The organism is Alteromonas sp. KUL42 (assembly GCF_006538325.1).
GTDB lineage: Bacteria > Pseudomonadota > Gammaproteobacteria > Enterobacterales > Alteromonadaceae > Alteromonas.
In genome coordinates this window covers 43,354-64,213 of sequence record NZ_BJKK01000014.1, presented here as the reverse complement: position 1 = coordinate 64,213, position 20,860 = coordinate 43,354, and the positions used below count along the sequence as shown (strand labels likewise).

The following is a 20,860-nucleotide window of genomic DNA, read 5'->3' as shown; positions in this document are numbered from 1 at the left end:
ACCAGCATTAACAATTAAACTGCAAAAATGAGGTAATACATGGACGTGAAAGCGCCAAAAGCTCTGCTGAAAGCCCAAAAAATGGCAAATTTGTTAGACACGGCCGTCAAATTACCTCTTGTACCAGTGCGGATTGGTTTAGATTCACTTATAGGTTTAATTCCTGGCGCCGGTGATGCACTAATGTTGTTGGTATCACTGCGCATCATCTGGCTGGGTAAATCTTTAGGTATGCCTAAGCTTTTGATTGCGCAAATGGTAAAAAACTCTGCCATCGACTTTGGTCTGGGCTTTATTCCACTAGTCGGTGACATTGCGGATATCTTTTACAAAGCCAATCAAAAGAACGTACGCATTATGGAACGTTGGTGGATAAGTGAGAATAAGGCGAACGTGGATGCTGCCACTCAACAGGCACTTGAAGCGTGGGAAAAACAACAGAATAGCTAGAGCGTGTTGACCTTTGCAGTACGTTTTTGCATCAAAGTGTCTGTCAGTACCGTAAAGCCTTCGTAAAGTCTGTGTAAAGTCATCTTTTTTGGAGAACTACTGCGTTCTCATCACCGTCCCATCATACAATTCTGTATGGCGAGGAAATAACGATGGCAAAAAATTCCATTCATCAAATTAATACCAATAGACGGGGTTTCATTAAAACTGCGGCAGGCCTGTCGTTGATACCTATTACGGCCTCTTTGTGGGGGTGTGGGGGAACGGAAAGTGTTGATATCTCTTCAGGAACTCAAGACTCAAGTGATACTAGCTCCGGTTCTGATGGAAGTACGAGCGATTACGACAATTGGGCTAGTGGCGGGACAGCATCAATGTACGCTGACTTTCCCGACGATTCTTTGTTCGATACTGCCGGCGTGTGTACCGTCGCATTGACGGGATCTCAAACAGAAGGTCCTTGCTACTTTCAAAGTAGCTATTTAGATGATATCTCTTTCGAACAAACTGGCCTGCCTATGATGTTATGCCTTCAACTAACTGACGAAAACTGTAATCCATTGTCAGGTTATGAAATTGAAGTATGGCATTGCGATGTCAATGGTTTGTATTCAGGAGACACAAGCAGCAGTGCAGACAGTAGCAGATTCAATAGTTCGTTTTGTACAGGCAATAATTCTGGAGCACTCAATTCTGCATGGTTTCGAGGAATTGGGGTTACTGATTCCAGTGGCCGAATTAACCTGAAAAGTTGCTTTCCTGGTTGGTATAGCAGTAGAGCTATTCATGTCCACTTTCGAATTCGAAACAATAACAATGACCAGCTAATTTCCCAATTCGGCTTTGAGGACAGCTTTTGTAATGCTATTTGTGCTAATCATGTAGATTATAGTTCGCGAGGTGAACCGGATACATTACTTGGGCAAGACACTGTATTCGGTAATGACTATAACGACTATCTATTCAATGTAATTCAAAATGACGATGGTTCTCTTCTGGCATATAAGCGTATTATGGTAACCCAGTAAGCTCGCAATATATTTGAATATCATCTATGTTGACTATGCCTGCATCTCGCAGGCATTTTTTATTAAAGTTAAATCGTTTTTAAGATTACACCCGTAGCAATAACAACAAACTAAGCGCGTCAATTTTACCAACACTTTACAAAGGAGTGTGCAGTACATGAAAGCGTCAGACTTATTCGTTAAAGCTTTAGAAGCTGAAGGTGTGGAATACATTTTTGGTATTCCCGGAGAAGAAAACCTCGATTTACTTGAATCACTTCGTTCATCCTCCATAAAACTTATCCTTACTCGTCACGAACAAGGTGCAGGTTTTATGGCTGCAACCTACGGCCGCCTTACTGGAAAAGTAGGTGTTTGCTTGTCCACCCTTGGCCCCGGTGCAACTAATTTAGTTACCCCAGCAGCTTATGCCCAATTAGGTGCTATGCCAATGCTAATGATCACTGGGCAAAAGCCAATTAAAACCAGTAAACAAGGGCGATTTCAGGTTATCGATATCGTGGACATGATGCGCCCGATTACTAAGTTCACTAGCCAAATCGTGAGCGGTGATCGCATTCCCTCTACTATTCGCGAAGCGTTTCGCCTAGCTCATGAAGAACGTCCAGGGGCTGTGCACATTGAATTGCCTGAAGACATTGCAGCAGAGCAAACCTCTGCGCCACTTTTGGCGCCTAGCGCAACCAGACGCCCCATTGCCGAATACAAAGCCATAGCTTGCGCTATCTCAATGATAGAAAAAGCGCAGTCGCCCTTATTACTAATTGGTGCTGGGGCGAACAGAAAGCTTACTGCAAAAATGTTGCGCGAGTTTGTAGATAAAACGGGTATTCCTTTTGTTACCACCCAAATGGGTAAAGGTGTATTGAATGAAAGCGATTCACGTTTTGCTGGAAATACCGCGTTATCCGATGGCGACTTTGTACATCGGGCAATACAACGGGCTGACCTTATTATCAATGTGGGGCATGATGTGGTGGAGAAGCCGCCATTTTTCATGCTCAATGACGATAAAAAAGTCATACACGTCAATTTTGAACCCGCAGCTGTAGACCCTGTTTATTTCCCTCAAGCGGAAGTTGTTGGTGATATCGCCAATAGTATTTGGCAAATTAAAGAAGGCATAACACCACAGCCTGATTGGAAATTAGACTTCTACCAAGACGTACACGAAGCTTATGTTAAGCACCGTGCGGAGGCGGAAGATGATAGCCGTTTTCCTATACTACCTGAACGTTTTGTGAGGGATATTCGCAAAGTAATGCCTGAAAATGGCATCGTGACCTTAGACAACGGTGTCTATAAAATTTGGTTCGCCAGAAATTATCCAGCTTATCACCCTAATACCTTGTTGCTCGACAATGCGCTTGCCACTATGGGAGCGGGTCTTCCATCAGCCATTGCTGCCAAACTTGTAAAACCAGATGTGCCTGTCGTAAGTGTTTGTGGAGACGGCGGCTTTATGATGAACAGCCAAGAAATTGAAACTGCTGTGAGGTTAAAGCTCGACCTTGTTGTCATTATTTTACGGGACGATGCTTATGGCATGATCAAATGGAAGCAGGCCAATATGCAGTTTGACGAATTTGGACTGGATTACGGCAATCCAAATTTCGTCAAATATGCACAAAGTTATGGTGCCCAAGGATGGCGAGTGGATGATACCGATGTGCTTATTCCCATGCTAGAAAGCTGCATTAATACGCCAGGCGTACACGTTATTGACTGCCCGGTAGATTACAGTATGAATGACGAAACACTTAATCACACAATCAAAGCACTTAGCCAAAAATTATAAAAACAGATGCAAAGACAACTGAAAGGAGCCGAATTATGTTAAAGGATAGCTATCCTTATTACTTAGCCAGCGAAGCGTACTATGCCAATACCGATCTTGATGTTACTAACAAGTACACAGGCGAAGTTGCCACAAGAGTGGCGGTAGCTGATGCTGAAACAATAGATAAAGCGATTGCCGCTGCGGAGCAAGCTCAGCCAGCGATGACAGCGATGGCTCCGTATGAGAGACAAGCCGTATTGGAATATTGTGTTAAGCGCTTTACAGAGCGTGCAGATGAACTTGCCCACGCATTGTGTATAGAAGCGGGTAAACCAATCAAAGATGCCAAAGGTGAAGTGAGTCGTCTAATAGATACCTTCAAAATTGCTGCTGAAGAATCGGTGCGTATTAATGGTGAAGTGGTTAATTTAGAGATTTCAGCACGGGCTAAAGGTTATCAGGGCATGACGAAAAAGGTGCCTATCGGTCCTTGCTCTTTTATTTCACCTTTCAACTTCCCGCTTAATTTAGCCGCACACAAAGTGGCACCAGCGATTGCTGCTGGGTGTACATTTGTGCTTAAACCGGCATCACGAACCCCCATTGGCGCGTTGATTATTGGTGAGATCCTCGCTGAAACTGATTTGCCTAAAGGTGCGTTTTCTATATTGCCTTGCAGCCGAGATGGGGCCGACTTATTTACCACCGATGACAGACTGAAACTATTGAGCTTTACAGGGTCACCGGATGTAGGTTGGGCATTGAAAGCCAAAGCGGGCAAGAAGCCTGTAGTACTCGAGCTAGGCGGAAACGCTGCGTGTATTGTCGATGAAGATGCTGATATCGACGATGCTATTGAGCGTGCCATCGTTGGTGCCTATTACCAATCAGGGCAAAGTTGCATCAGTGTGCAGCGCTTGTTGGTGCACCGCAGCATTTACGATACCTTTAAAACACGTTATGTACAGAAAGTCAGTGCGTTAGTATCAGGCGACCCGTTCAATGAAGATACGTTTATTGGGCCAATGATATCTGAAAGTGAAGCATCTCGTTTGCACGGATGGATTGAAGAGGCAAAAGAACAGGGCGCGACTGTGCTTTGTGGTGGCACGCGAGATGGCGCAATGCTAGAAGCCACCGTAATGGAAAATGTACCTAAGGAATGTGATGCCAGTGCCGAAGAAGCATTTGGGCCTTTATCCATCCTAGAGCCATTTGATAACTACGATGATGCCCTCGAAGAAGTCAACAACAGCCGCTATGGTTTACAAGCGGGTATCTTTACGCGAGATATCTATAAAGCCCATAAAGCATGGGACGTGCTAGACGTTGGTGGCGTAGTCATAGGCGACGTACCAAGCTGGCGCGTAGACAACATGCCCTATGGCGGTGTTAAAGACTCAGGCCTAGGACGTGAAGGTATTCGATATGCTATTGAAGATATGACCGAAACCCGTCTAATGGTCATACGCACACCACAGTAAATATGTGATGTATGTGCTAAAAAGTCGCGTCGATTATATACTGGCGCGGCTAATCAGCCGCGTATTCTTCTAGTAGGGCAAGCGGAATGATATCTAACGCTTTTTCATGGGTCGCCTCTAGGCGTATCTTGGGCGCTACGCCTGCTTCATAAGCTTGTAGCCAACGCGCTGCGCATAGGCACCACCTGTCCCCTGCTAGTAGCCCCGGAAACTCCATACTCGGCCATGGCGTTATTAAGTCATTTCCCTGTCGTAACGAAAACTGTAGAAATTCATCTGTCACAACGGCGCATACACTATGGTTGCCAATGTCTGCATCGGGAACATAACAAAAGCCCTCTCGTGTGAACCCTGTATTACCACAGCATAATTGAAGCGGACGTCCATAGACATTTTTTGCATTGGCCAAAATCGAATACCTCCACGACTACGTAATATATCTAAGAATAACAATATTTAGGTTATAAATACTATTTTGCGGTATTTCATGGCGTCACTTTGAATATAAAGCGAATTGTGACACACAGTGTAAGCAATGGAGATAAAAACAGATGCTCGATAAAAGCCGCAAATCGGCAAAGCTTAATGTATCAAATGAAGAAGTAGCTCGATTTGATGCACTTGCAGAAAGCTGGTGGGACCCAAATGGCCAGTACAAAACGGCACTTGCCTTTAATCAAGCTCGATTGAGTATTATCAAAAGCATAATAGATAGGCATTTTGGTATTAATCACAGTACGGATGGGTATAACACACTTTCTATTGTTGATATTGGCAGCGGTGGTGGTTTGATTAGCGAGCCACTTGCTCAATTGGGGGCGCAGGTGACAGGTATAGACGCCAGTGCGGTAAGCGTAGAAGTCGCTACTCGTCATGCAGAAAAACAAAATATAAATGTAGACTACAGGCATATGCTATCTAGCGAAATGGTGGCTGAAGGTAAACAGTTTGATGTAGTTATAAACGCAGAAGTGGTGGAACATGTACCTGATCAACAGGGTTTGATAGAAGACTGCAAAGCTTTGGTTGCACCGGGTGGCTTGCTTGTCCTTGCTACCTTAAATAAAACCCTGAAAAGCTTTGTTATCGCGATTGTCGGCGCAGAATACGTGATGCGTTATTTGCCTGTAGGAACCCATGATTGGAAAAAATTTGTGACACCTCAAACGCTTAATCATTGGGTTGGTGACGAATTCTCATTGTGCTACGAAGAGGGGCTGAAACTTAATCCGCTGAGTGGAAAATGGAAACCTACATCGAGCCTTGCCGTTAACTACATTCAAGCTTACGCACGAAAACGCTGAGGTTTTTAGATTGTGCTGACCTTTGCTAATTGGTTTTAGTTATAGCTCTCGCAGAAATGTACGCGAATGTCGGGCCTTACTTGGTCTACGGTGAAAGTGGCGACGGTTCATGTGGGCTATAGTCAAAAAGGTGAAAAAAACCTGCAGGAACAATGAAGTGCTCATATTAAGCTTTCATATAAAGCGAGCACTTAAAGCAAGCAGGGTTTTTTGATTCAGAATCAATAATCTGGATAAGCGTACTCACTTAAACCAAGATCATCGATTACCTTGTTAATATGCGCCCTAGCTTCTTCGCTTGGCCCTGGGTAATCGCCGCCAATGGCTACGTTACCTTTAAAACCAATATCCTTTCTGCCTTGTGGCGAGCTGAAATATCCAGCCAACACTAATGCACGGTAACGGGAAAATGCATCGGCAGGGCGAGTATATGCCCCCTGTATGTTGTCGTCGCGAGTGGCGATGGCGTCCAGTATGGATTGCTGCTTTTCATCTGTCAGTGCAATAAAACTTTTTGCGCCATGTAATTTAGCTTCATCGTCAAGCCATGCTAGAAGGTGAAAAATAGTTTCTCTGTCGCGTTGCTGACCATCGTAAGGTGCACTAACCCACTCATCAATTACATCAGGTACTTTAACCTGTGTGGCTGAAGGATTACTGCCTTCACTTGGGATGATCCAGTCGCAGAGCACTGCTACAGTATCTAATTGCGCAGTCGTAAGCGTGCGTGGCCAAGGCGTAGCAGGTGGCATGATCAAATTCGGGTCAGTACCATAACCTGCTGCCGATATTGGCGTAAGTTTCAATTCTGGCCAGTGACCTGTAATCGTGCCAGTGGTTTGTTTTACCGGTACGGCATCAGAGCATGCTACCAAGCCTGGAACCGCAGTTGTTGCGGCCAGTGCGCCTAACCATTTAAGGGAATCTCGGCGAGACATCTGTGGTACATAAATGCGCTGTTGATTGTTGTTACTCATCTTAAAGCGCTCCTTGTTTGATTTGCCCTGCTAACCAATCGGCGTTGCGCATAGCCAAAGTTAATATGGTCAGGGTGCAGTTCTTGTGCGGATTAGAGGCAAAAGTACCGGCGTCCATTACAAACAGGTTAGGGCAATCCCAGGTTTGTCCCCATTGGTTGGTAACCGAGTCGGCTGGGTCTTCTCCCATACGTGTGGCACCGACTTCATGAATAATCTGCCCACCTTTAAGAATGGCATCTTCGGGGGCAGGCAGATCACCTACATCAGCGCCCATATTGGCGAAAATCTTTTTCGCTGTTTCCAGGCCGTGTTTCACTTGGTTTATTTCATGTTCTGAAAATTTCCAATGGAATTTGGCCACCGGAATGCCCCACTTATCAGTCACCTCGTCATCAATTTCCATATAGCAGTCGTCATTAGGTAGCATTTCGCCACGTAGCGCGAAACTGATGTAGCTACCGTAAGCAGCACGTGCTTCCTCTTTTACCGACAACCCATAGCCTTGAAAGTCACCTGCAACCCAAGAGCCTGGCTCGCGAAAGCCGCTGCCAATCTCAAAGTGATAGCCTCGAGGGAAATCCAGTTCGCCTTTGGCTTGCGCATCATGACCCCACCAAGGAATAAATAAGTGATTGGCCGTGTGACCATCTTCGTTATAACGAGGGCGGTTACGCAACGCTGGTATGTATGCGCCAATACCTGCACCGGTAGAATCCATCAAATTACGACCTACCTGACCACTGGAGTTTGCCAAGCCTGCTGGATGCACATCCGTTTTTGAATTCAGAAGAATACGGGCCGATTCACAAGAACTGGCAGCCAGAATGACCACTTTCGATAATAACTTGATGTCTTTTCCTGTGTTTTTGTCGACATAAGTAAGGCCTGTAACCTGACCATCGCTATCGGTATCAACGGTTCTGACCATGGCATCAGTTATCACTTTAAGATTACCCGTTTGTTTAGCCAGTGGGATCAGTGATGTGGTGGTTTGAAATGCTGCACCTATAGAACAGCCGTGACCACATGGCGTGGCATAAAAGCACTTTTGGCGAATATCTTGAGACTTTGTTAGCACCGCACGATGCATGGGAACCGCACGGATCCCTTCTTTTCCCGCAGCGGCAGCAACTAATAATTCTGTGACCCGCGGCTTAGGTGGTTCTTGTAAAACGCCAGGCGCAGAGTGCGGCATGTCTTCATGGTCCGTATTTGCGCCACATACACCAACAAGCTTTTCCGTTTTATCATACCACGGGGCAATGTCATCATATTCGAATGGCCAGTCTGCGCCCAAACCATCACGGCTTTTACCTTTAAAGTCATGATGTGAAAAGCGCAAAGAGTAACGCCCCCAGTGATTCGTTCGACCACCGAGCATACGGGCACGCCACCACATGAATTCAGAACCTTCTGCCGTGGTGTAAGGTTCATCCGGTACTTGCCAGCCGCCATCGACAGTTGCATCGTAAAAACCGAAATTCTTATCCTTGTTGCTGCTTCCTAGTAGTGGTGCCTCATGATTGGTCTTAAACATGGGAGTTTCAGTTTTCGGGTCGTAATCTCGTCCCGCTTCGAGCAGCAGAACCTTTATGCCTTGGCGCGTTAGCTCATAAGCAGCCATTGCACCACCGGCACCTGAACCAACCACAACGGCGTGGTAATCAAAATCATCCATTACTTCAACTCCCTCACTTTAATGTTCTTAAACCACACTACATTGCCGTGATCCTGCAAGCCAAAATGCCCTGATTCGTTCGCGCCAAAGCCATCCCAAGTAGCAAATTTACTGGCCGCTACCAGCTTATTCCAAGTTGAACTACCCATTACTAGGTTGGTTGTCATTACGTCGTTTTGCCATACCTGCAATAGCCCATCTTTTAAATGTACTCGTGTAGTATTCCATTCACCCGCAGGCTTTTGCGCAGATTTATGTACCGCTACCATGTCGTAAAGAGAACCAGCCAAATGGGTATCAATTTTATTGTCGTGCGCTTTTTCGTTATCGAGGATCTGTACCTCCGGCGCGTGAGAGTACACATGGTCGCCTTGCTCGTCAGCAAGCAGCAAAATGCCACTGTTGCCACCCTCAGAAATCTTCCAATCAATAGTGAATTCAAAATCGGTGTATTTGTCTTTGGTGATAATGTCGCCCGCACCCGCTTTGGTCAGTTTCATCGCACCACTATCGATAACCCAGCCGTCGTTGAGGCCTTGTTGTTTGAAGTTGCGCCAATGAGACATGGTTTTACCGTCGAACAGGAGACTCCAGCCTTCGGCCTTTTCCTGTGTACTCAGTGTATTGTCCTGTGCCAGTGTTGTTGTAACGACACTACTTAGCAGAAAGAGTGTCGCAATGGTGGTAAGCGCTTTCATAATTCCCTCAGTTATTATTATTGTTTCGCTGTTTTTGTTATGGATTTTCTATTTATCAGATTGCGTCATAGTGACATGCAGTGATGTATGTTAACAACTTATTTACTTTATCAAAGCCAAGAAGAGCTGCCACATGTACGGGAGGAAACCTACAAACAATCTGTTGAACGACCATAGAGAAAAGTAGTGCCAAATCAGTGCCACATAGCTACATGAATCACAGAGGTATAACCATAAAACGACTGAATAGTCTTACTGGTATCGTAAGTGATTTGAATGCATTGGCATGTATTACTAATCTAGCTTAATAATAATTAAACGCTTACTGCCTGTGGAGAGCGACAGAGTATGAAAATTTACGAAACGAAGACTGCCCCTAACCCGCGACGCGTTCGCATGTTTCTTGCCGAAAAGGGGATTGATGTCGATTATGTTCAAGTTGATATCCAAAAAGGCGAAAACCTGACTGCTGAAATGCGAGCGAAAAATCCTCTTGGAAAGATCCCTATTCTTGAACTAGATGATGGAACTTGCATTGCTGAGACTGATGCTATTTGTACATACTTTGAAGCATTGCAGCCAGAGCCGCCATTGATGGGCACAACCCCCGTAGAAAAGGCTACGATCTCTATGTGGCAGCGACAGGTTGAATTCGCTTTCATGATGCAGGTAGGCATGTGTTTTCAGCACACCACCGGGTATTTTAAAGATCGCATGGTTCCAGTGCCTGAATACGGAAAAGAAGCGGGTATCAACGCGTCTAAATACCTCAATATTTTAGAGCGTCGACTAGCAGTAAAAGAGTTTATTGCTGGCGACACGTTTAGTATTGCTGATATTACTGCATTGTGTGCTCTTGATTTTGCCCGTGTTGTAGATATTCGACTAAAAGAAGAACAAACTAGCCTTGCCCGTTGGTACAAGGCAGTAAGTAACAGAGCGAGTGCAAAAGCCTAATGATAGATTTATACACTGCAGCAACCCCAAACGGTTGGAAGGCGTCGGTAGCCCTAGAAGAAATGGGTTTAGATTACACAGCGCACAGCGTCAACTTGATGAAAGGGGAGCAAAAGACCCCAGAGTTTCTGGCGATGAACCCCAACGGAAGAATCCCTGTTATTGTAGATCGGGACGAAGATGATCATGTTGTGTTTGAGTCTGGCGCCATCATGATTTATCTGGCAGAAAAAACGGGGCAGTTTTTACCCGTATCGGCAAAAGAGAGAAGCAAAGTCATTCAGTGGTTGATGTTTCAAATGGGAGGCGTTGGGCCCATGATGGGTCAAGCCAATGTGTTTCATCGTTATTTGGAAGAGAAAATCCAAATTGCTATCGACAGATATCAGAACGAAGTTCGCCGTTTATTCACTGTACTTGATGGGCATTTGGCGAACCATGAATACCTAGTTGATGACTATTCCATTGCCGATATGGCGAATTGGTGTTGGGTTAGAACCTATGAATGGTCTGGTGTGAGTATTGATGGGTTAGATAACTTAATTCGTTGGAAAAACAGTATAGAGGCGCGGCCTGCAGCGCGTCGAGGTGTTGAAGTACCAAATAAAATTGATAAAGAAGCGTTGATCAAAGGTGCGAAAAACGTGGTTACCCGTTAGCGGCGATTAATACCCCAAAGCATAGAGCGTGTTGAGATAGTTTTTACGTCCGCCGTACGTTAGGCGGACATAGGTCGACATGCTCTAGTAATAGTTAGCTAAAAGCGGCAGGATTGCACTCCCTATAGATTGTGCATTTGCACCCACTGTGCCACTGCAAATAGAGGTGCTTGCAATGCCTCGCATATCTAAAGCAAACATGGCTTCTTGTGTTTGGACGATGAGTGATTCTTTAATCTCTGGTGGTATGGCGCCATCGACAATAACCCCGTCTAAATCGAGCAAGCTCATTGCGCACTGAGCAGCATGGGCAAGCCCTTTCGCCGCACCACTTACCCACTCAATTATAGACGCCTCGTGAAAATGCCAGGGTGACGTCGAGTCATATACCTTTTTACCCTGTTCACCCTTTGTATTAAGGCTTTGCTCTAATAAATAAAGTGAAGATTGGTTAATCAGCTGCTTTCGCTCCTGGCCTTCAAAAAAAGGCAAAGAGCCAATAGCACCCGCATTACCTGTTCTACCTGAAAGGAGCGAATTATTGATGACCACAGCGCCACCAAGAAAGGTGCCTACAAAGACGTATAAATAGTTCTCCCATTGTTGGGAGTTACCAAAGGTCATCTCTGCGCTGCATGCAGCAGCGGTATCATTTTTTACAAACACTGGTAGTGATAAAACACGCTCTAATTCGGATTTAATATCAAATTGTTGCCACTGGGCTAACGTGGCTTCGGGTGCACCAGTTTCAATTGGCCAATTCCATATAGCGAAGGGCATCGCTACACCCACACCCCTAATGCGTAGTCGTTGTATATCATTTAGCGACTTCACTATTTCGTGAAACGCATTACTTGCAAAGGTGAGGAACCCTGCCGTTGTGGGGTAAGAAACACTTTCATAACGCGTGGCTCTGACATTACCCTCAAGATCGATTAGGGTCATCTCATAGTTGCGTCGCCCAACTTTAAGCCCTATACCAAACGCGCCTTCTGGGTTCAGCCCAAAAGGGATCTTAGGTTGGCCAATACCGCCTTTAATTGGTGCTAAAGGTTTTACCAGCCCACTTGCTTCAAGCTTTTTAATAATAACGGTAGCAGATTGTGCAGAAAGCCCAGTCAATTTTGACAATGTCGCTTTTGGTAGAGCCTTATGTTGACGAATAAGGTTAAGGATATTTCTTTCGTTATCTGAACGATTATCGGTAAGTTCAGTGCGTTCGTTTTTAAGTAAATAAGGCGCAGAATCCAAAGCCACAACCATATAAGTCAACCAAGTTGATTAAAGAGTACCATATCTTTATATGCAATATTGTTGTCTATACTCATTTTTCAGTGGCGTTTTCTTACTATGTGACATACACAAACTCGAGTTGGAACAAATTACAGATTTATTAAATCAATCCGGTTGATTTAATCGTATTTATGGTCGATACTCCCGATAATTCGTTAACCAAAAGTTAACGTTCTATTTAACCTAAAGTGTTTTTAAAAGTGAGGTAGGTATGAAAGTTTTGTGTTTAGGTGAAGTCCTTATCGACATGTTAAGTCAAGGCGCTGCGCCCAAAGACGGAGACATGCCTGCAATGCAACCCTTTCAGCCCTATGCGGGTGGCGCACCAGCGAATGTGGCCGTTGCTGTGGCACAACTAGGGGGTAACAGTGCGATGGTGTCAAAAGTCGGTGATGATACTTTTGGTAACTTCCTAACCGACATGCTTGAACACTACAAGGTAAACACGGATTTTGTTTGGTCTACAAAAGCAGGCAATACCGCATTGGCGTTTGTTAACCTCGATGAGCATGGCGAACGCTCTTTTGATTTTTATGTGGACAATGCCGCGCACAAGCATATTACCGAAGCTGATTTATCTACCATTGATTGCAATACCAACACTATATTGCACTTATGTTCAGGCTCGGTATCAGGCCCTGAGCTTATTCCTAGCACAGATTATATTATCAATAAGGCGAGTGCTAATGACATGCTGGTTTGCCTTGATATTAATTATCGCCCTGCATTTTGGGATGACACGGCAAACGCGCCAGCCCGCATTGATGCCCTAGCTAAGCAAGCGAGTATTATTAAAGCCAGCCGCGAAGAACTCAGTGCTTTATACGGCGATGACAACGCCGATACAGCGGTTCAGCAGTGGCTAGATAGCGGAGCAAAAGTGGTTTTGGTTACCGATGGGGGAGAGCCCATTCACTATGTCACTAAAGCTTTTAAAGGAACACTGGTTTCACCTAAAGCTGATGTAAAAGATACCACAGCAGCTGGTGACTCATTTATCGGAGGCTTTTTGTACTATGTTTCGACGCACGTGCAAAATACCGAGGCATTTACTGCGTGGACTCAGCATGAGGAAAACATCAGTGCGGCGACCGCATTCGCCATCCGTTGTGGTGCCTATACCGTAACCCAATACGGAGCCTTCAGTGCACTTCCTACTCAAGCCAACTTAGCTGGATAGTTAGGGGTAAATAGGGGTAGATAGGGGGAGCTAGCAGGGTAAATACACATTAATGAGTATCATCAGGCATCAATCGGTAAGTCGAGGCCTCAAACTTTAACGTTGAGGCTTGAAGCGCCAGTAACCGATTAGTGCTCTATAAGCTCTTTAATGGTGTCTAGAGTGTCAGCTTCAGTGGCGGGCTTGTCCCATCGAATGCGATGTATTCGCGGAAAACGCAACGCGACGCCTGATTTATGTCGATTGGACGGGTGTACGGCGTCAAACGCCACTTCAAGCACTAAGGCTTTTTTGACCTCGCGGACGGGGCCAAAACGGCCCACGGCATTGCGTCTTACCCAATTATCCAGCTTTTTGAGTTCTTCATCGGTGAAACCCGAATAGGCTTTGCCTATCGGTAGCAGTTGGTCGCCTTCCCAAGCGCCAAAGGTGTAATCAGAATAAAAGCTTGAGCGTTTGCCGTGACCACGCTGAGCGTACATCATAACGGCATCAACAGTAAGTGCATCGCGTTTCCATTTGAACCATTGACCTTTGGGTCTACCGGGTGTGTACGTACTTTCGCGGCGCTTTACCATTAGCCCTTCTACTGCACGGTCTTCACATACTGTTTTGTGTAGTTCTCGTAAGGCATCAGGTGAGTCAGCCCGCAAGGTGGGTGATAAAAACAAGCGGGGTATTGCAGCCAAGGAAAGCCAGCGTTCCAACTTGTTACGTCGCGTTCTAAGTGAACAAGCGGTTAGTGACTCTCCATTAAGGGAGAGAATGTCGTAGACAATGAGCCCAACAGGAAGGGATTCAAGTAATGCTTTGGTAGGTTTCTTCTTATTCAACCGCTGTTGTAGGGCGTTGAATGTATCAACCTCAGGTGTCTGCATTCCATCTTGAATACACTTTGCGTTATGGATCACCAGTAGTTCACCATCTAGCACCATATTGCCTGTTACGCATTCGAGTAAGTCTGGGAATGCATGACTTATGTCGTCACCAGTACGTGAATACAATGCTTTTTCTGGCTCCACTTTTTGTGTGTTGACCGCAAGTTGCACACGAATACCGTCATACTTGTGTTCAATTTGCCATGTGTTCGGCGAGAACCCGTCGATATCCTTGGTCTCTATTGGGTGAGAGAGCATGACAGGGTGAAAGGTAACGGCGTTTTTTATATCAGGCTTGTCTACCTTACCTTCCAACCATTGCAATAAGTCAATATAGGGAGGCTTTACCGCGTGCCATAAGGTTTCAATTTCTTTTACATCTTTGTTGCCGTAATCAGCTAAAATTTGCTTAATTGATCGCGCTGACACGCCTACCCGTAAGCCTCGTGTGCCCAGTTTTAACAAAGCCCAACGTTGCGGAGGTGTCATCATAGATAAGTAGCTCGCCAGTGTTGCGGACACCTTTTGCTTACTGGTTGATGCAAAGTCGTCAACGATACAGCTTAGTGTAGGAAGTGGTTTAATGGGGGTATATTCCGGCCATAAATGGGCAACAGTTTCGCTCACCTCACCCACATAGTCATAGCTCATGGCAAATAACTCAGGGTCAATGCGAGAAGTAATTAGCTTCTTTACCGTATTTCGCTTAAAAAAATCAAAGCGCAGCGTGCCTGCCATTGCCGCAATAGCCCAGCCTCTATCTGGGTCTGGCGCGGTGGCAATGTAGTCTCTAATTAATTGCGCTTTTGCGTTGGTACCCGCAGTGTAGTACAGCTGTTCCAATAAATGGCTAAATGCTTCCATTAACTGCCTCCCTGCTCATCTTCATCGTATCCAACAAGAGATAGCGCTCTGGCTTTAAAGCCCATTTTTTGTGCTTGGTACATTAGGGCATCTTCTCGGCCATGGGTTACCCACACTTCTTTAGGGCTTACCTCTTTGATTGTTTGTAGCAGTTCGGGCCAATCACAATGGTCGGAAATAATTAAAGGAAGTTCTACATTGCGCTGTTTTGCTCGCGCGCGAATTTGCATCCATCCTGATGCCATTACCGTGCGCACATTTGGCAAGCTGCGCGACCATCTATCAGCTAGTGCCGATGGCGGTGCTATAACAATTTCTCCTTCAAGTTCCGTCTTATCCTTTACTTCAGAGACCGGTATGAGTTCACCTAAATCGATATCAAACTGCTGATATAAGTCACACAGCTTTAGCTGGGCGCCATGTAAGTAAATGGGTTTTGAATAACCAGCGTCACGCAATGCAAGAATGACCCGTTGGCATTTGCCTAACGCATAAGCGCCGACTAAGTGACAGCGGTTTGGAAATACGCGTACTGAGTGTAAAAGTTTATTGATTTCGTTCTCGATAGGAGGGTGGGTGAAAACAGGCAAACCAAATGTTGCTTCACTAATAAATATATCGCATGGCACGACCTCAAAAGGTGGGCATGTCGGGTCGTGTCGCCGTTTATAATCACCTGATACCACCACCCGATAACCTGCATATTCAATCAGAATTTGCGTAGAACCTAAGATGTGCCCTGCAGGAAAAAAAGTAACGGTGACGTCATTAAACTGCAAACCACACCCTAATTCTATTTCACTCTGAGTATCGGCCATGTCTTCACCATACCGGGTTTGCATTATGGCCAAGGTTTCGCGACTGGCATAAACCGTATGGTGGCCTGCACGCGCGTGGTCAGCGTGACCATGTGTGATAAGTGCAGTATGTACCACGTTCATAGGGTCGATATAAAAGTCACCAGGCTTGCAATACAAACCTATATCGTTAACTTCTAACCAAGAGGATGGGTGCACGAAAAACCTTTTTGTTATTAGATTACGATAGCTTTACTACGTAAGTTATCAGTGAAAACGACCAATTAATTAAGTTAAACCTTCTTGCGCGTCTTACGTATAACCGATAAAAAAGTGTATGAGTTCCTAATGACAATGATTCCTTCCGTGTTTGCAGATTGGTTCAAACACAAAGGTTGGCAACTACGCGACTATCAGCGCCATATGCTGGAAGAAAAAGACCAGCACAACAGTACCTTATTAATAGCACCTACAGGGGCGGGCAAAACCCTATCAGGCTTTCTTCCGAGCTTAGTAGAGCTTTCTCAACAGCTTGATAAGTCTGACGTTAAAGGCTTACATACCCTTTATATATCACCCTTAAAAGCACTCACTCAGGATATTCATCGCAACTTGTTACAACCCATTGAAGAAATGGGGTTGTCTATCACTGCTGAAACCCGCACAGGTGACACACCTTCTCACAAGCGACAACGTCAGCGTAAAAAGCCCCCACACATTCTACTGACCACCCCTGAATCGTTAATGCTTATGCTGAGTTATGCCGACGCTGATAAGCTCTTTGGCAAACTCAAGCGGGTCATTATTGATGAAACGCATAGTTTGATGGCAAATAAACGGGGTGATTTTCTATCGTTAGCATTAGCGCGCTTGAACGTGCTGTCTCCTTCAGTAAAACGTATTGGGTTGTCGGCAACAGTGGCGTTTCCTGAAACATTAGGAGCATGGCTGGCTGGTAGCGACGGTCAAGCTCATATCATCAAAGTAAATGCAGGGGAAAAGCCCAACGTTCACATGTTGCATTCAAAAGCTAGAATGCCATTTGGCGGCTTTATGGCGCGATACGCGATAGAAGATATTTATCACGCTATCGAACAAGCAGAAACGACCTTGGTGTTTGTGAATACCCGTGCGCAATCAGAGTTGTTATTTCAAATGCTGTGGGAAGCAAATAAAGCGGCACTCCCTATTGCTTTATATCACGGCAGTTTAAGCAAAGAGCAGCGCAGAAAAACAGAAGCCATGATGGCAGGTGGCTTCTTACGCGCGGTAGTGTGTACATCTGCTTTGGAATTAGGGATCGATTGGGGAAATGTCGATAAGGTCATCCAAGTAGGTGCGCCCAAAGGCGTTAGCCGATTACTGCAACGCATTGGCCGCGCGAATCACCGCCTTGATGAGCCCAGTGAGGCCTTGTTAGTACCGGCAAATCGTTTCGAAGCGCTAGAATGCCAAGCGGCGATTGTTGCTATCGATAAAGGTGAGCTCGATGGTGAATCACCACAAGCTGGCGCGTTAGATATTATTCCCCAATTTATTCTAAACTGCTTATGTAGCAGTGCTGACACGCCTGACAACTTATACCAACAAATACTCAATGCCACGCCGTATCAAGGTCTTGAAAGAGATGACTTCGACAAGTTGTGGCAATTTACCCAAGACGGAGGAAATGCGCTAAATGCTTATGAGCGTTACCAGCGTTTAACTATTAATGCGGATGGTACCTTTTCACCGGCAAATCGACGGGTTATACAGCGGCATCGGCAAAATATAGGCACAATTGTTGAGGCTGGCCGCTTAAAAGTAAAACGTATTCGAAGAGGTAATCAGGGAAAGATAATTGGTGAAGTGGAGGAATATTTTGCCCAGCAACTCACACCGGGAGATACTTTTTATTTTGCGGGAGAAGTACTGAAATTCGAAGCTATCCGCGACATGCAATTGCATGCCAAACCAGCTAAAGCGAAAGAGCCGAAAATACCCAGTTATGCCGGTGGACAAATGCCGCTATCTACCTATCTAGCTGACGGTGTAAGGGCGTTGTTGGCAGATAGAAAGACGTGGCAGTCGCTACCATCACAAGTGCGAGAATGGCTAACATTGCAAGAGGCTTTTTCTCAGCTACCCCAACCGGGCAAAGTATTGGTGGAACAGTTTCCATTTAGACAAGCGTATTACACCTTGTATTACACCTTTGATGGACGCAAAGCAAATCAAACACTGGGTATGTTACTTACCCGTAGAATGGAAAAAATGGGGGTTAAGCCGCTAAGTTTTAGTGTTACCGATTATGGGTTGTCGGTAGCGTCAGTGAATGCGGTGTCTCAGCATCAGCTGCAAGGTTTGTTTCAACCCGATATATTAGGTGATGAGTTAGAGGATTGGATGCTACATGCACCTATGCTCAAGCGTTCGTTTAGGCAAGTGGCTGTTGTCAGTGGCCTTACTGAACAGCGTTATCACGCTAGTCAAAAAACAATGAAGCAAGTGACGTTTTCAACAGATTTAATATACGATACGCTGCGAGAGCACGACCCCGATCATATCTTACTAAAAGTTGCCAGAGCCGATGCGGAAAGGGAGCTTTTAGATCTTAAACGATTGGCCAACTTACTTATTCGTTATGTAGACAACGCTACATTGGTAAACTTAGCGAAGCCATCACCGATGGCTATTCCCATTGTACTTGATGTGCGCAGCGAGCAAATAAAAGGTGCTGGCGCTCAAGCTGTAATTGAGCAAGCGAATTTATACGCAGAAGCAGAAAGTATGTTAGATGAAGTCCGTGCACTGTTATCTGGCAATACGGTTTTAGACAATAAAGCAGGCTAGCGAATTGGCAATTAACGATACGTGGCTTACTCAACAATTACGCCAGCGACAACTCAGTATTACCAAATTTGCCAATCACATATGGCTTTTAGATGCGCGAGGTGTTGCGTATTTACCCGCTTGCGATTGGCTGATTGTGTCTGATCTACACTTAGAAAAAGGCAGTTACTTACGTAGCTTTGGTAATCCATTACCCAATATAGATTCAACCGCCACGTTACTGCGCCTTGAACGTATTCTTGAAGACTACCAACCTTCCCGTGTTATCAGTTTAGGGGATAGTTTTCACGATAGGCACAGTATGTCTCGCATGACCAAACACGATAAGTCTCACCTGAGTGACTTAGTCAATAACACGAGACAATGGATGTGGGTTGAAGGCAATCACGACCCCGAATTACCAGCGGGCATACCGGGTGAGCCATGCGAGGAAATTCATTTAGATGGCATAGTGTTTAGACACGAGCCACAGCAAAATGAATCGAAGGCGCAAGTAATAGGGCACTTTCATCCTAAGTTACGAACCCGCATATCTAGGCGCAGCTACTCGGGTAAAAGCTTTGTTCACAATGCCACGCTTTTCATAATGCCAGCGTTTGGGCAGTTTACCGGCGGTTTAAATATAGACGATGAGGTTATGTTGTCGCTGTTGAGTAAAAAAGAGCGGAACGCATTTATGCTTTATGACGAAATCATTTTCAAAGTATAGTTTTCGAAAAGTTCTGGCGCTCCTTGCAATGACAAACTTGCTTGATTTATCAACAAGTGAAAAGATGGCATTCTTATAAAATTAAAAAAGAGCGTTGCCATGATTGCCGATATTCAACTACCTGCCTCGTTAAAAGTTGGCGCAGGTGCCCGATTTGCGTTACCCGACATGCTTTCTGTACTTGGTGCCCAGCGCCCTTTCATCATTGCCGACCCCATTATGCAAGAGCTTGGCGTGGTGGATACGTTTGTTGCTATGTTGAATGAAAAGCAAATCCCTTCGGCAGTCTTTGCTAATGTAATGCCAGAGCCCGACGATAGCTCTATTGTAGCTGCCGTTGAATCGGTCAAGCAGCACAATGCTGATTGTTTAATTGCGCTTGGTGGTGGTAGTGCCATTGACAGTGCGAAGGCCATTGCGCTTTTAGCCAGTCATGGAGGGCAGATGCGCGATTACAAAGTCCCTCACGTTGTCACCCAGCAAAGTATCCCTATTATTGCGGTGCCAACAACGGCAGGCACTGGGTCTGAATGCACTAGGGTAACGGTAATCAGTGACAGTGCATCCCATGAAAAAATGTTGTGTATGGGGCCTGGCCTTATGCCTAAAGCTGCCATTATTGATTATGAATTAACGCTTACCGTACCGTTTCGCGTGGCAGCTGATACGGGAATTGATGCACTGACACACGCCATCGAAGCGTGGGTGAGCAAAAAGGCAAACCCGTTTAGCGACCAACAAGCGATGTCAGCAATGCGCTTGATAGCGCCTAACTTACTTAAAGCTTGTAAAACGCCCGAGGACCATGAAGCAAAAGAAGCGGTAATGCTTGGAGCAACTATGGCAGGTATTGCTTTTTCTAATGCCTCTGTGGCGTTGGTTCACGGTATGAGTAGGCCTCTTGGTGTTCATTTTCATGTTCCACATGGTATGAGTAATGCCATGCTACTTCCCACAGTAACCCAATACTCACTTGAAGCTGCACCACAGCGCTATGCTGCGTGTGCTCAAATAATGGGGTTAATTGATGACTCTGCTGACATAAAAGCATGCCACGAGGCTTTGATGGTATTCTTAAATAAGCTCAATCAAGAGTTGGGGGTGCCGGCAATGTCAGAATTTGGCATAGACAAAGTGCACTATGACAGTATTACTGCGTTAATGGCAGAACAAGCAATTGCGTCCGGTTCGCCCGCGAATAACCCCTTGGTACCAGAGAAAGACGCCTTGATAGCCTTGTATCAACAAGCGTATCGATGAGGGGGCTTGAGCGTATGTGAGGCAAATCG

18 protein-coding genes are annotated in these 20,860 nt (G+C 45.4%); 11 read left to right on the top strand and 7 right to left on the bottom strand.

Going from position 1 to position 20,860, the window contains the following annotated elements:
• Positions 1 to 39 precede the first annotated feature (39 nt).
• From EYR97_RS16720 to EYR97_RS16705, 4 genes are all read left to right on the top strand, one after another.
• Positions 40 to 450 (top strand): DUF4112 domain-containing protein, encoded by a 411-nt coding sequence (locus EYR97_RS16720; protein ID WP_131094803.1) that lies wholly within the window; start codon positions 40 to 42, stop codon positions 448 to 450.
• A 152-nt stretch (positions 451 to 602) separates the two neighbouring features.
• Entirely contained in the window at positions 603 to 1,478 is an 876-nt protein-coding gene (locus EYR97_RS16715) for an intradiol ring-cleavage dioxygenase (RefSeq protein WP_131094802.1), read from the top strand.
• Between the two features lie 157 nt (positions 1,479 to 1,635).
• Positions 1,636 to 3,276: an acetolactate synthase large subunit gene (locus EYR97_RS16710; protein WP_131094801.1), complete on the top strand. Its 1,641-nt coding sequence runs from the start codon at positions 1,636 to 1,638 to the stop codon at positions 3,274 to 3,276.
• 35 nt (positions 3,277 to 3,311) lie between these two features.
• Positions 3,312 to 4,742: an aldehyde dehydrogenase family protein gene (locus EYR97_RS16705; protein WP_131094800.1), complete on the top strand. Its 1,431-nt coding sequence runs from the start codon at positions 3,312 to 3,314 to the stop codon at positions 4,740 to 4,742.
• Positions 4,743 to 4,791: 49 nt separating this feature from the next.
• Here EYR97_RS16705 and EYR97_RS16700 read toward each other — a convergent pair whose 3' ends face one another.
• The gene (locus EYR97_RS16700; protein ID WP_131094799.1) at positions 4,792 to 5,151 is read right to left on the bottom strand and encodes a DUF2237 family protein; all 360 of its coding nucleotides are present in this window, start codon (positions 5,149 to 5,151) and stop codon (positions 4,792 to 4,794) included.
• Positions 5,152 to 5,293: 142 nt separating this feature from the next.
• On the opposite strand from EYR97_RS16700, the gene ubiG reads away from it, so the two are divergent.
• On the top strand, positions 5,294 to 6,046 hold the full coding sequence (ubiG, locus tag EYR97_RS16695; protein ID WP_131094798.1) for a bifunctional 2-polyprenyl-6-hydroxyphenol methylase/3-demethylubiquinol 3-O-methyltransferase UbiG: 753 nt from the start codon (positions 5,294 to 5,296) through the stop codon (positions 6,044 to 6,046).
• A 221-nt stretch (positions 6,047 to 6,267) separates the two neighbouring features.
• Here ubiG and EYR97_RS16690 read toward each other — a convergent pair whose 3' ends face one another.
• Genes EYR97_RS16690 through EYR97_RS16680 form a run of 3 tightly spaced genes read right to left on the bottom strand, consistent with a single transcriptional unit; the run spans position 6,268 to position 9,402 of the window.
• Positions 6,268 to 7,023, bottom strand: a complete 756-nt coding sequence (locus tag EYR97_RS16690; protein WP_131094797.1) for a gluconate 2-dehydrogenase subunit 3 family protein — start codon at positions 7,021 to 7,023, stop codon at positions 6,268 to 6,270.
• 1 nt (position 7,024) lies between these two features.
• Positions 7,025 to 8,704, bottom strand: coding sequence for a GMC family oxidoreductase (locus EYR97_RS16685; RefSeq protein WP_131094796.1), 1,680 nt, complete (start codon positions 8,702 to 8,704; stop codon positions 7,025 to 7,027).
• Positions 8,704 to 9,402 (bottom strand): DUF1080 domain-containing protein, encoded by a 699-nt coding sequence (locus tag EYR97_RS16680; protein ID WP_131094795.1) that lies wholly within the window; start codon positions 9,400 to 9,402, stop codon positions 8,704 to 8,706. Before EYR97_RS16680 ends, EYR97_RS16685 begins: the two co-directional genes overlap by 1 nt.
• Positions 9,403 to 9,750: 348 nt before the next feature.
• Here EYR97_RS16680 and EYR97_RS16675 point away from each other — a divergent pair, with 348 nt between their 5' ends.
• Positions 9,751 to 10,359: a glutathione S-transferase family protein gene (locus EYR97_RS16675; RefSeq protein ID WP_131094794.1), complete on the top strand. Its 609-nt coding sequence runs from the start codon at positions 9,751 to 9,753 to the stop codon at positions 10,357 to 10,359.
• A complete protein-coding gene (locus EYR97_RS16670) occupies positions 10,359 to 11,018 on the top strand; it encodes a glutathione S-transferase family protein (RefSeq protein ID WP_131094793.1) in 660 nt (219 codons plus the stop codon). The genes EYR97_RS16675 and EYR97_RS16670 overlap by 1 nt, the downstream gene beginning before the upstream one ends.
• A gap of 84 nt (positions 11,019 to 11,102) precedes the next feature.
• Here EYR97_RS16670 and EYR97_RS16665 read toward each other — a convergent pair whose 3' ends face one another.
• Positions 11,103 to 12,275 (bottom strand): ROK family transcriptional regulator, encoded by a 1,173-nt coding sequence (locus EYR97_RS16665; RefSeq protein WP_404840976.1) that lies wholly within the window; start codon positions 12,273 to 12,275, stop codon positions 11,103 to 11,105.
• Between the two features lie 247 nt (positions 12,276 to 12,522).
• Between EYR97_RS16665 and EYR97_RS16660 the strand changes: the two genes are divergently transcribed.
• Positions 12,523 to 13,491, top strand: a complete 969-nt coding sequence (locus EYR97_RS16660; RefSeq protein WP_131094791.1) for a carbohydrate kinase — start codon at positions 12,523 to 12,525, stop codon at positions 13,489 to 13,491.
• A gap of 128 nt (positions 13,492 to 13,619) precedes the next feature.
• On the opposite strand, the gene EYR97_RS16655 is transcribed toward EYR97_RS16660, so the two are convergent.
• The gene (locus EYR97_RS16655; protein ID WP_131094790.1) at positions 13,620 to 15,233 is read right to left on the bottom strand and encodes a cisplatin damage response ATP-dependent DNA ligase; all 1,614 of its coding nucleotides are present in this window, start codon (positions 15,231 to 15,233) and stop codon (positions 13,620 to 13,622) included.
• Positions 15,233 to 16,249: a ligase-associated DNA damage response exonuclease gene (locus tag EYR97_RS16650; protein ID WP_131094789.1), complete on the bottom strand. Its 1,017-nt coding sequence runs from the start codon at positions 16,247 to 16,249 to the stop codon at positions 15,233 to 15,235. The genes EYR97_RS16655 and EYR97_RS16650 overlap by 1 nt, the downstream gene beginning before the upstream one ends.
• Positions 16,250 to 16,378: 129 nt before the next feature.
• Here EYR97_RS16650 and EYR97_RS16645 point away from each other — a divergent pair, with 129 nt between their 5' ends.
• The 3 genes from EYR97_RS16645 to EYR97_RS16635 all read left to right on the top strand — a co-directional run bounded on the left by EYR97_RS16645 (position 16,379) and on the right by EYR97_RS16635 (position 20,831).
• Complete coding sequence (locus EYR97_RS16645; protein ID WP_131094788.1) at positions 16,379 to 18,862, top strand: ligase-associated DNA damage response DEXH box helicase; 2,484 nt, start codon at positions 16,379 to 16,381, stop codon at positions 18,860 to 18,862.
• A 4-nt stretch (positions 18,863 to 18,866) separates the two neighbouring features.
• Positions 18,867 to 19,571 carry a ligase-associated DNA damage response endonuclease PdeM gene (gene pdeM / locus EYR97_RS16640; RefSeq protein WP_131094787.1) on the top strand — a complete coding sequence of 235 codons (705 nt, stop codon included), beginning with the start codon at positions 18,867 to 18,869 and terminating at the stop codon, positions 19,569 to 19,571.
• 99 nt (positions 19,572 to 19,670) lie between these two features.
• Positions 19,671 to 20,831, top strand: a complete 1,161-nt coding sequence (locus EYR97_RS16635) for an iron-containing alcohol dehydrogenase (RefSeq protein WP_131094786.1) — start codon at positions 19,671 to 19,673, stop codon at positions 20,829 to 20,831.
• The last annotated feature ends 29 nt before the right edge of the window (positions 20,832 to 20,860 follow it).

Coding starts and splice junctions, on each gene's coding strand:
- EYR97_RS16720 (WP_131094803.1), top strand. CDS start 40: ATGGACGTGAAAGCGCCAAAAGCTCTGCTGAAAGCCCAAAAAATGGCA.
- EYR97_RS16715 (WP_131094802.1), top strand. CDS start 603: ATGGCAAAAAATTCCATTCATCAAATTAATACCAATAGACGGGGTTTC.
- EYR97_RS16710 (WP_131094801.1), top strand. CDS start 1,636: ATGAAAGCGTCAGACTTATTCGTTAAAGCTTTAGAAGCTGAAGGTGTG.
- EYR97_RS16705 (WP_131094800.1), top strand. CDS start 3,312: ATGTTAAAGGATAGCTATCCTTATTACTTAGCCAGCGAAGCGTACTAT.
- ubiG (WP_131094798.1), top strand. CDS start 5,294: ATGCTCGATAAAAGCCGCAAATCGGCAAAGCTTAATGTATCAAATGAA.
- EYR97_RS16690 (WP_131094797.1), bottom strand. CDS start 7,023: ATGAGTAACAACAATCAACAGCGCATTTATGTACCACAGATGTCTCGC.
- EYR97_RS16685 (WP_131094796.1), bottom strand. CDS start 8,704: ATGGATGATTTTGATTACCACGCCGTTGTGGTTGGTTCAGGTGCCGGT.
- EYR97_RS16680 (WP_131094795.1), bottom strand. CDS start 9,402: ATGAAAGCGCTTACCACCATTGCGACACTCTTTCTGCTAAGTAGTGTC.
- EYR97_RS16675 (WP_131094794.1), top strand. CDS start 9,751: ATGAAAATTTACGAAACGAAGACTGCCCCTAACCCGCGACGCGTTCGC.
- EYR97_RS16670 (WP_131094793.1), top strand. CDS start 10,359: ATGATAGATTTATACACTGCAGCAACCCCAAACGGTTGGAAGGCGTCG.
- EYR97_RS16660 (WP_131094791.1), top strand. CDS start 12,523: ATGAAAGTTTTGTGTTTAGGTGAAGTCCTTATCGACATGTTAAGTCAA.
- EYR97_RS16655 (WP_131094790.1), bottom strand. CDS start 15,233: ATGGAAGCATTTAGCCATTTATTGGAACAGCTGTACTACACTGCGGGT.
- EYR97_RS16645 (WP_131094788.1), top strand. CDS start 16,379: ATGACAATGATTCCTTCCGTGTTTGCAGATTGGTTCAAACACAAAGGT.
- EYR97_RS16635 (WP_131094786.1), top strand. CDS start 19,671: ATGATTGCCGATATTCAACTACCTGCCTCGTTAAAAGTTGGCGCAGGT.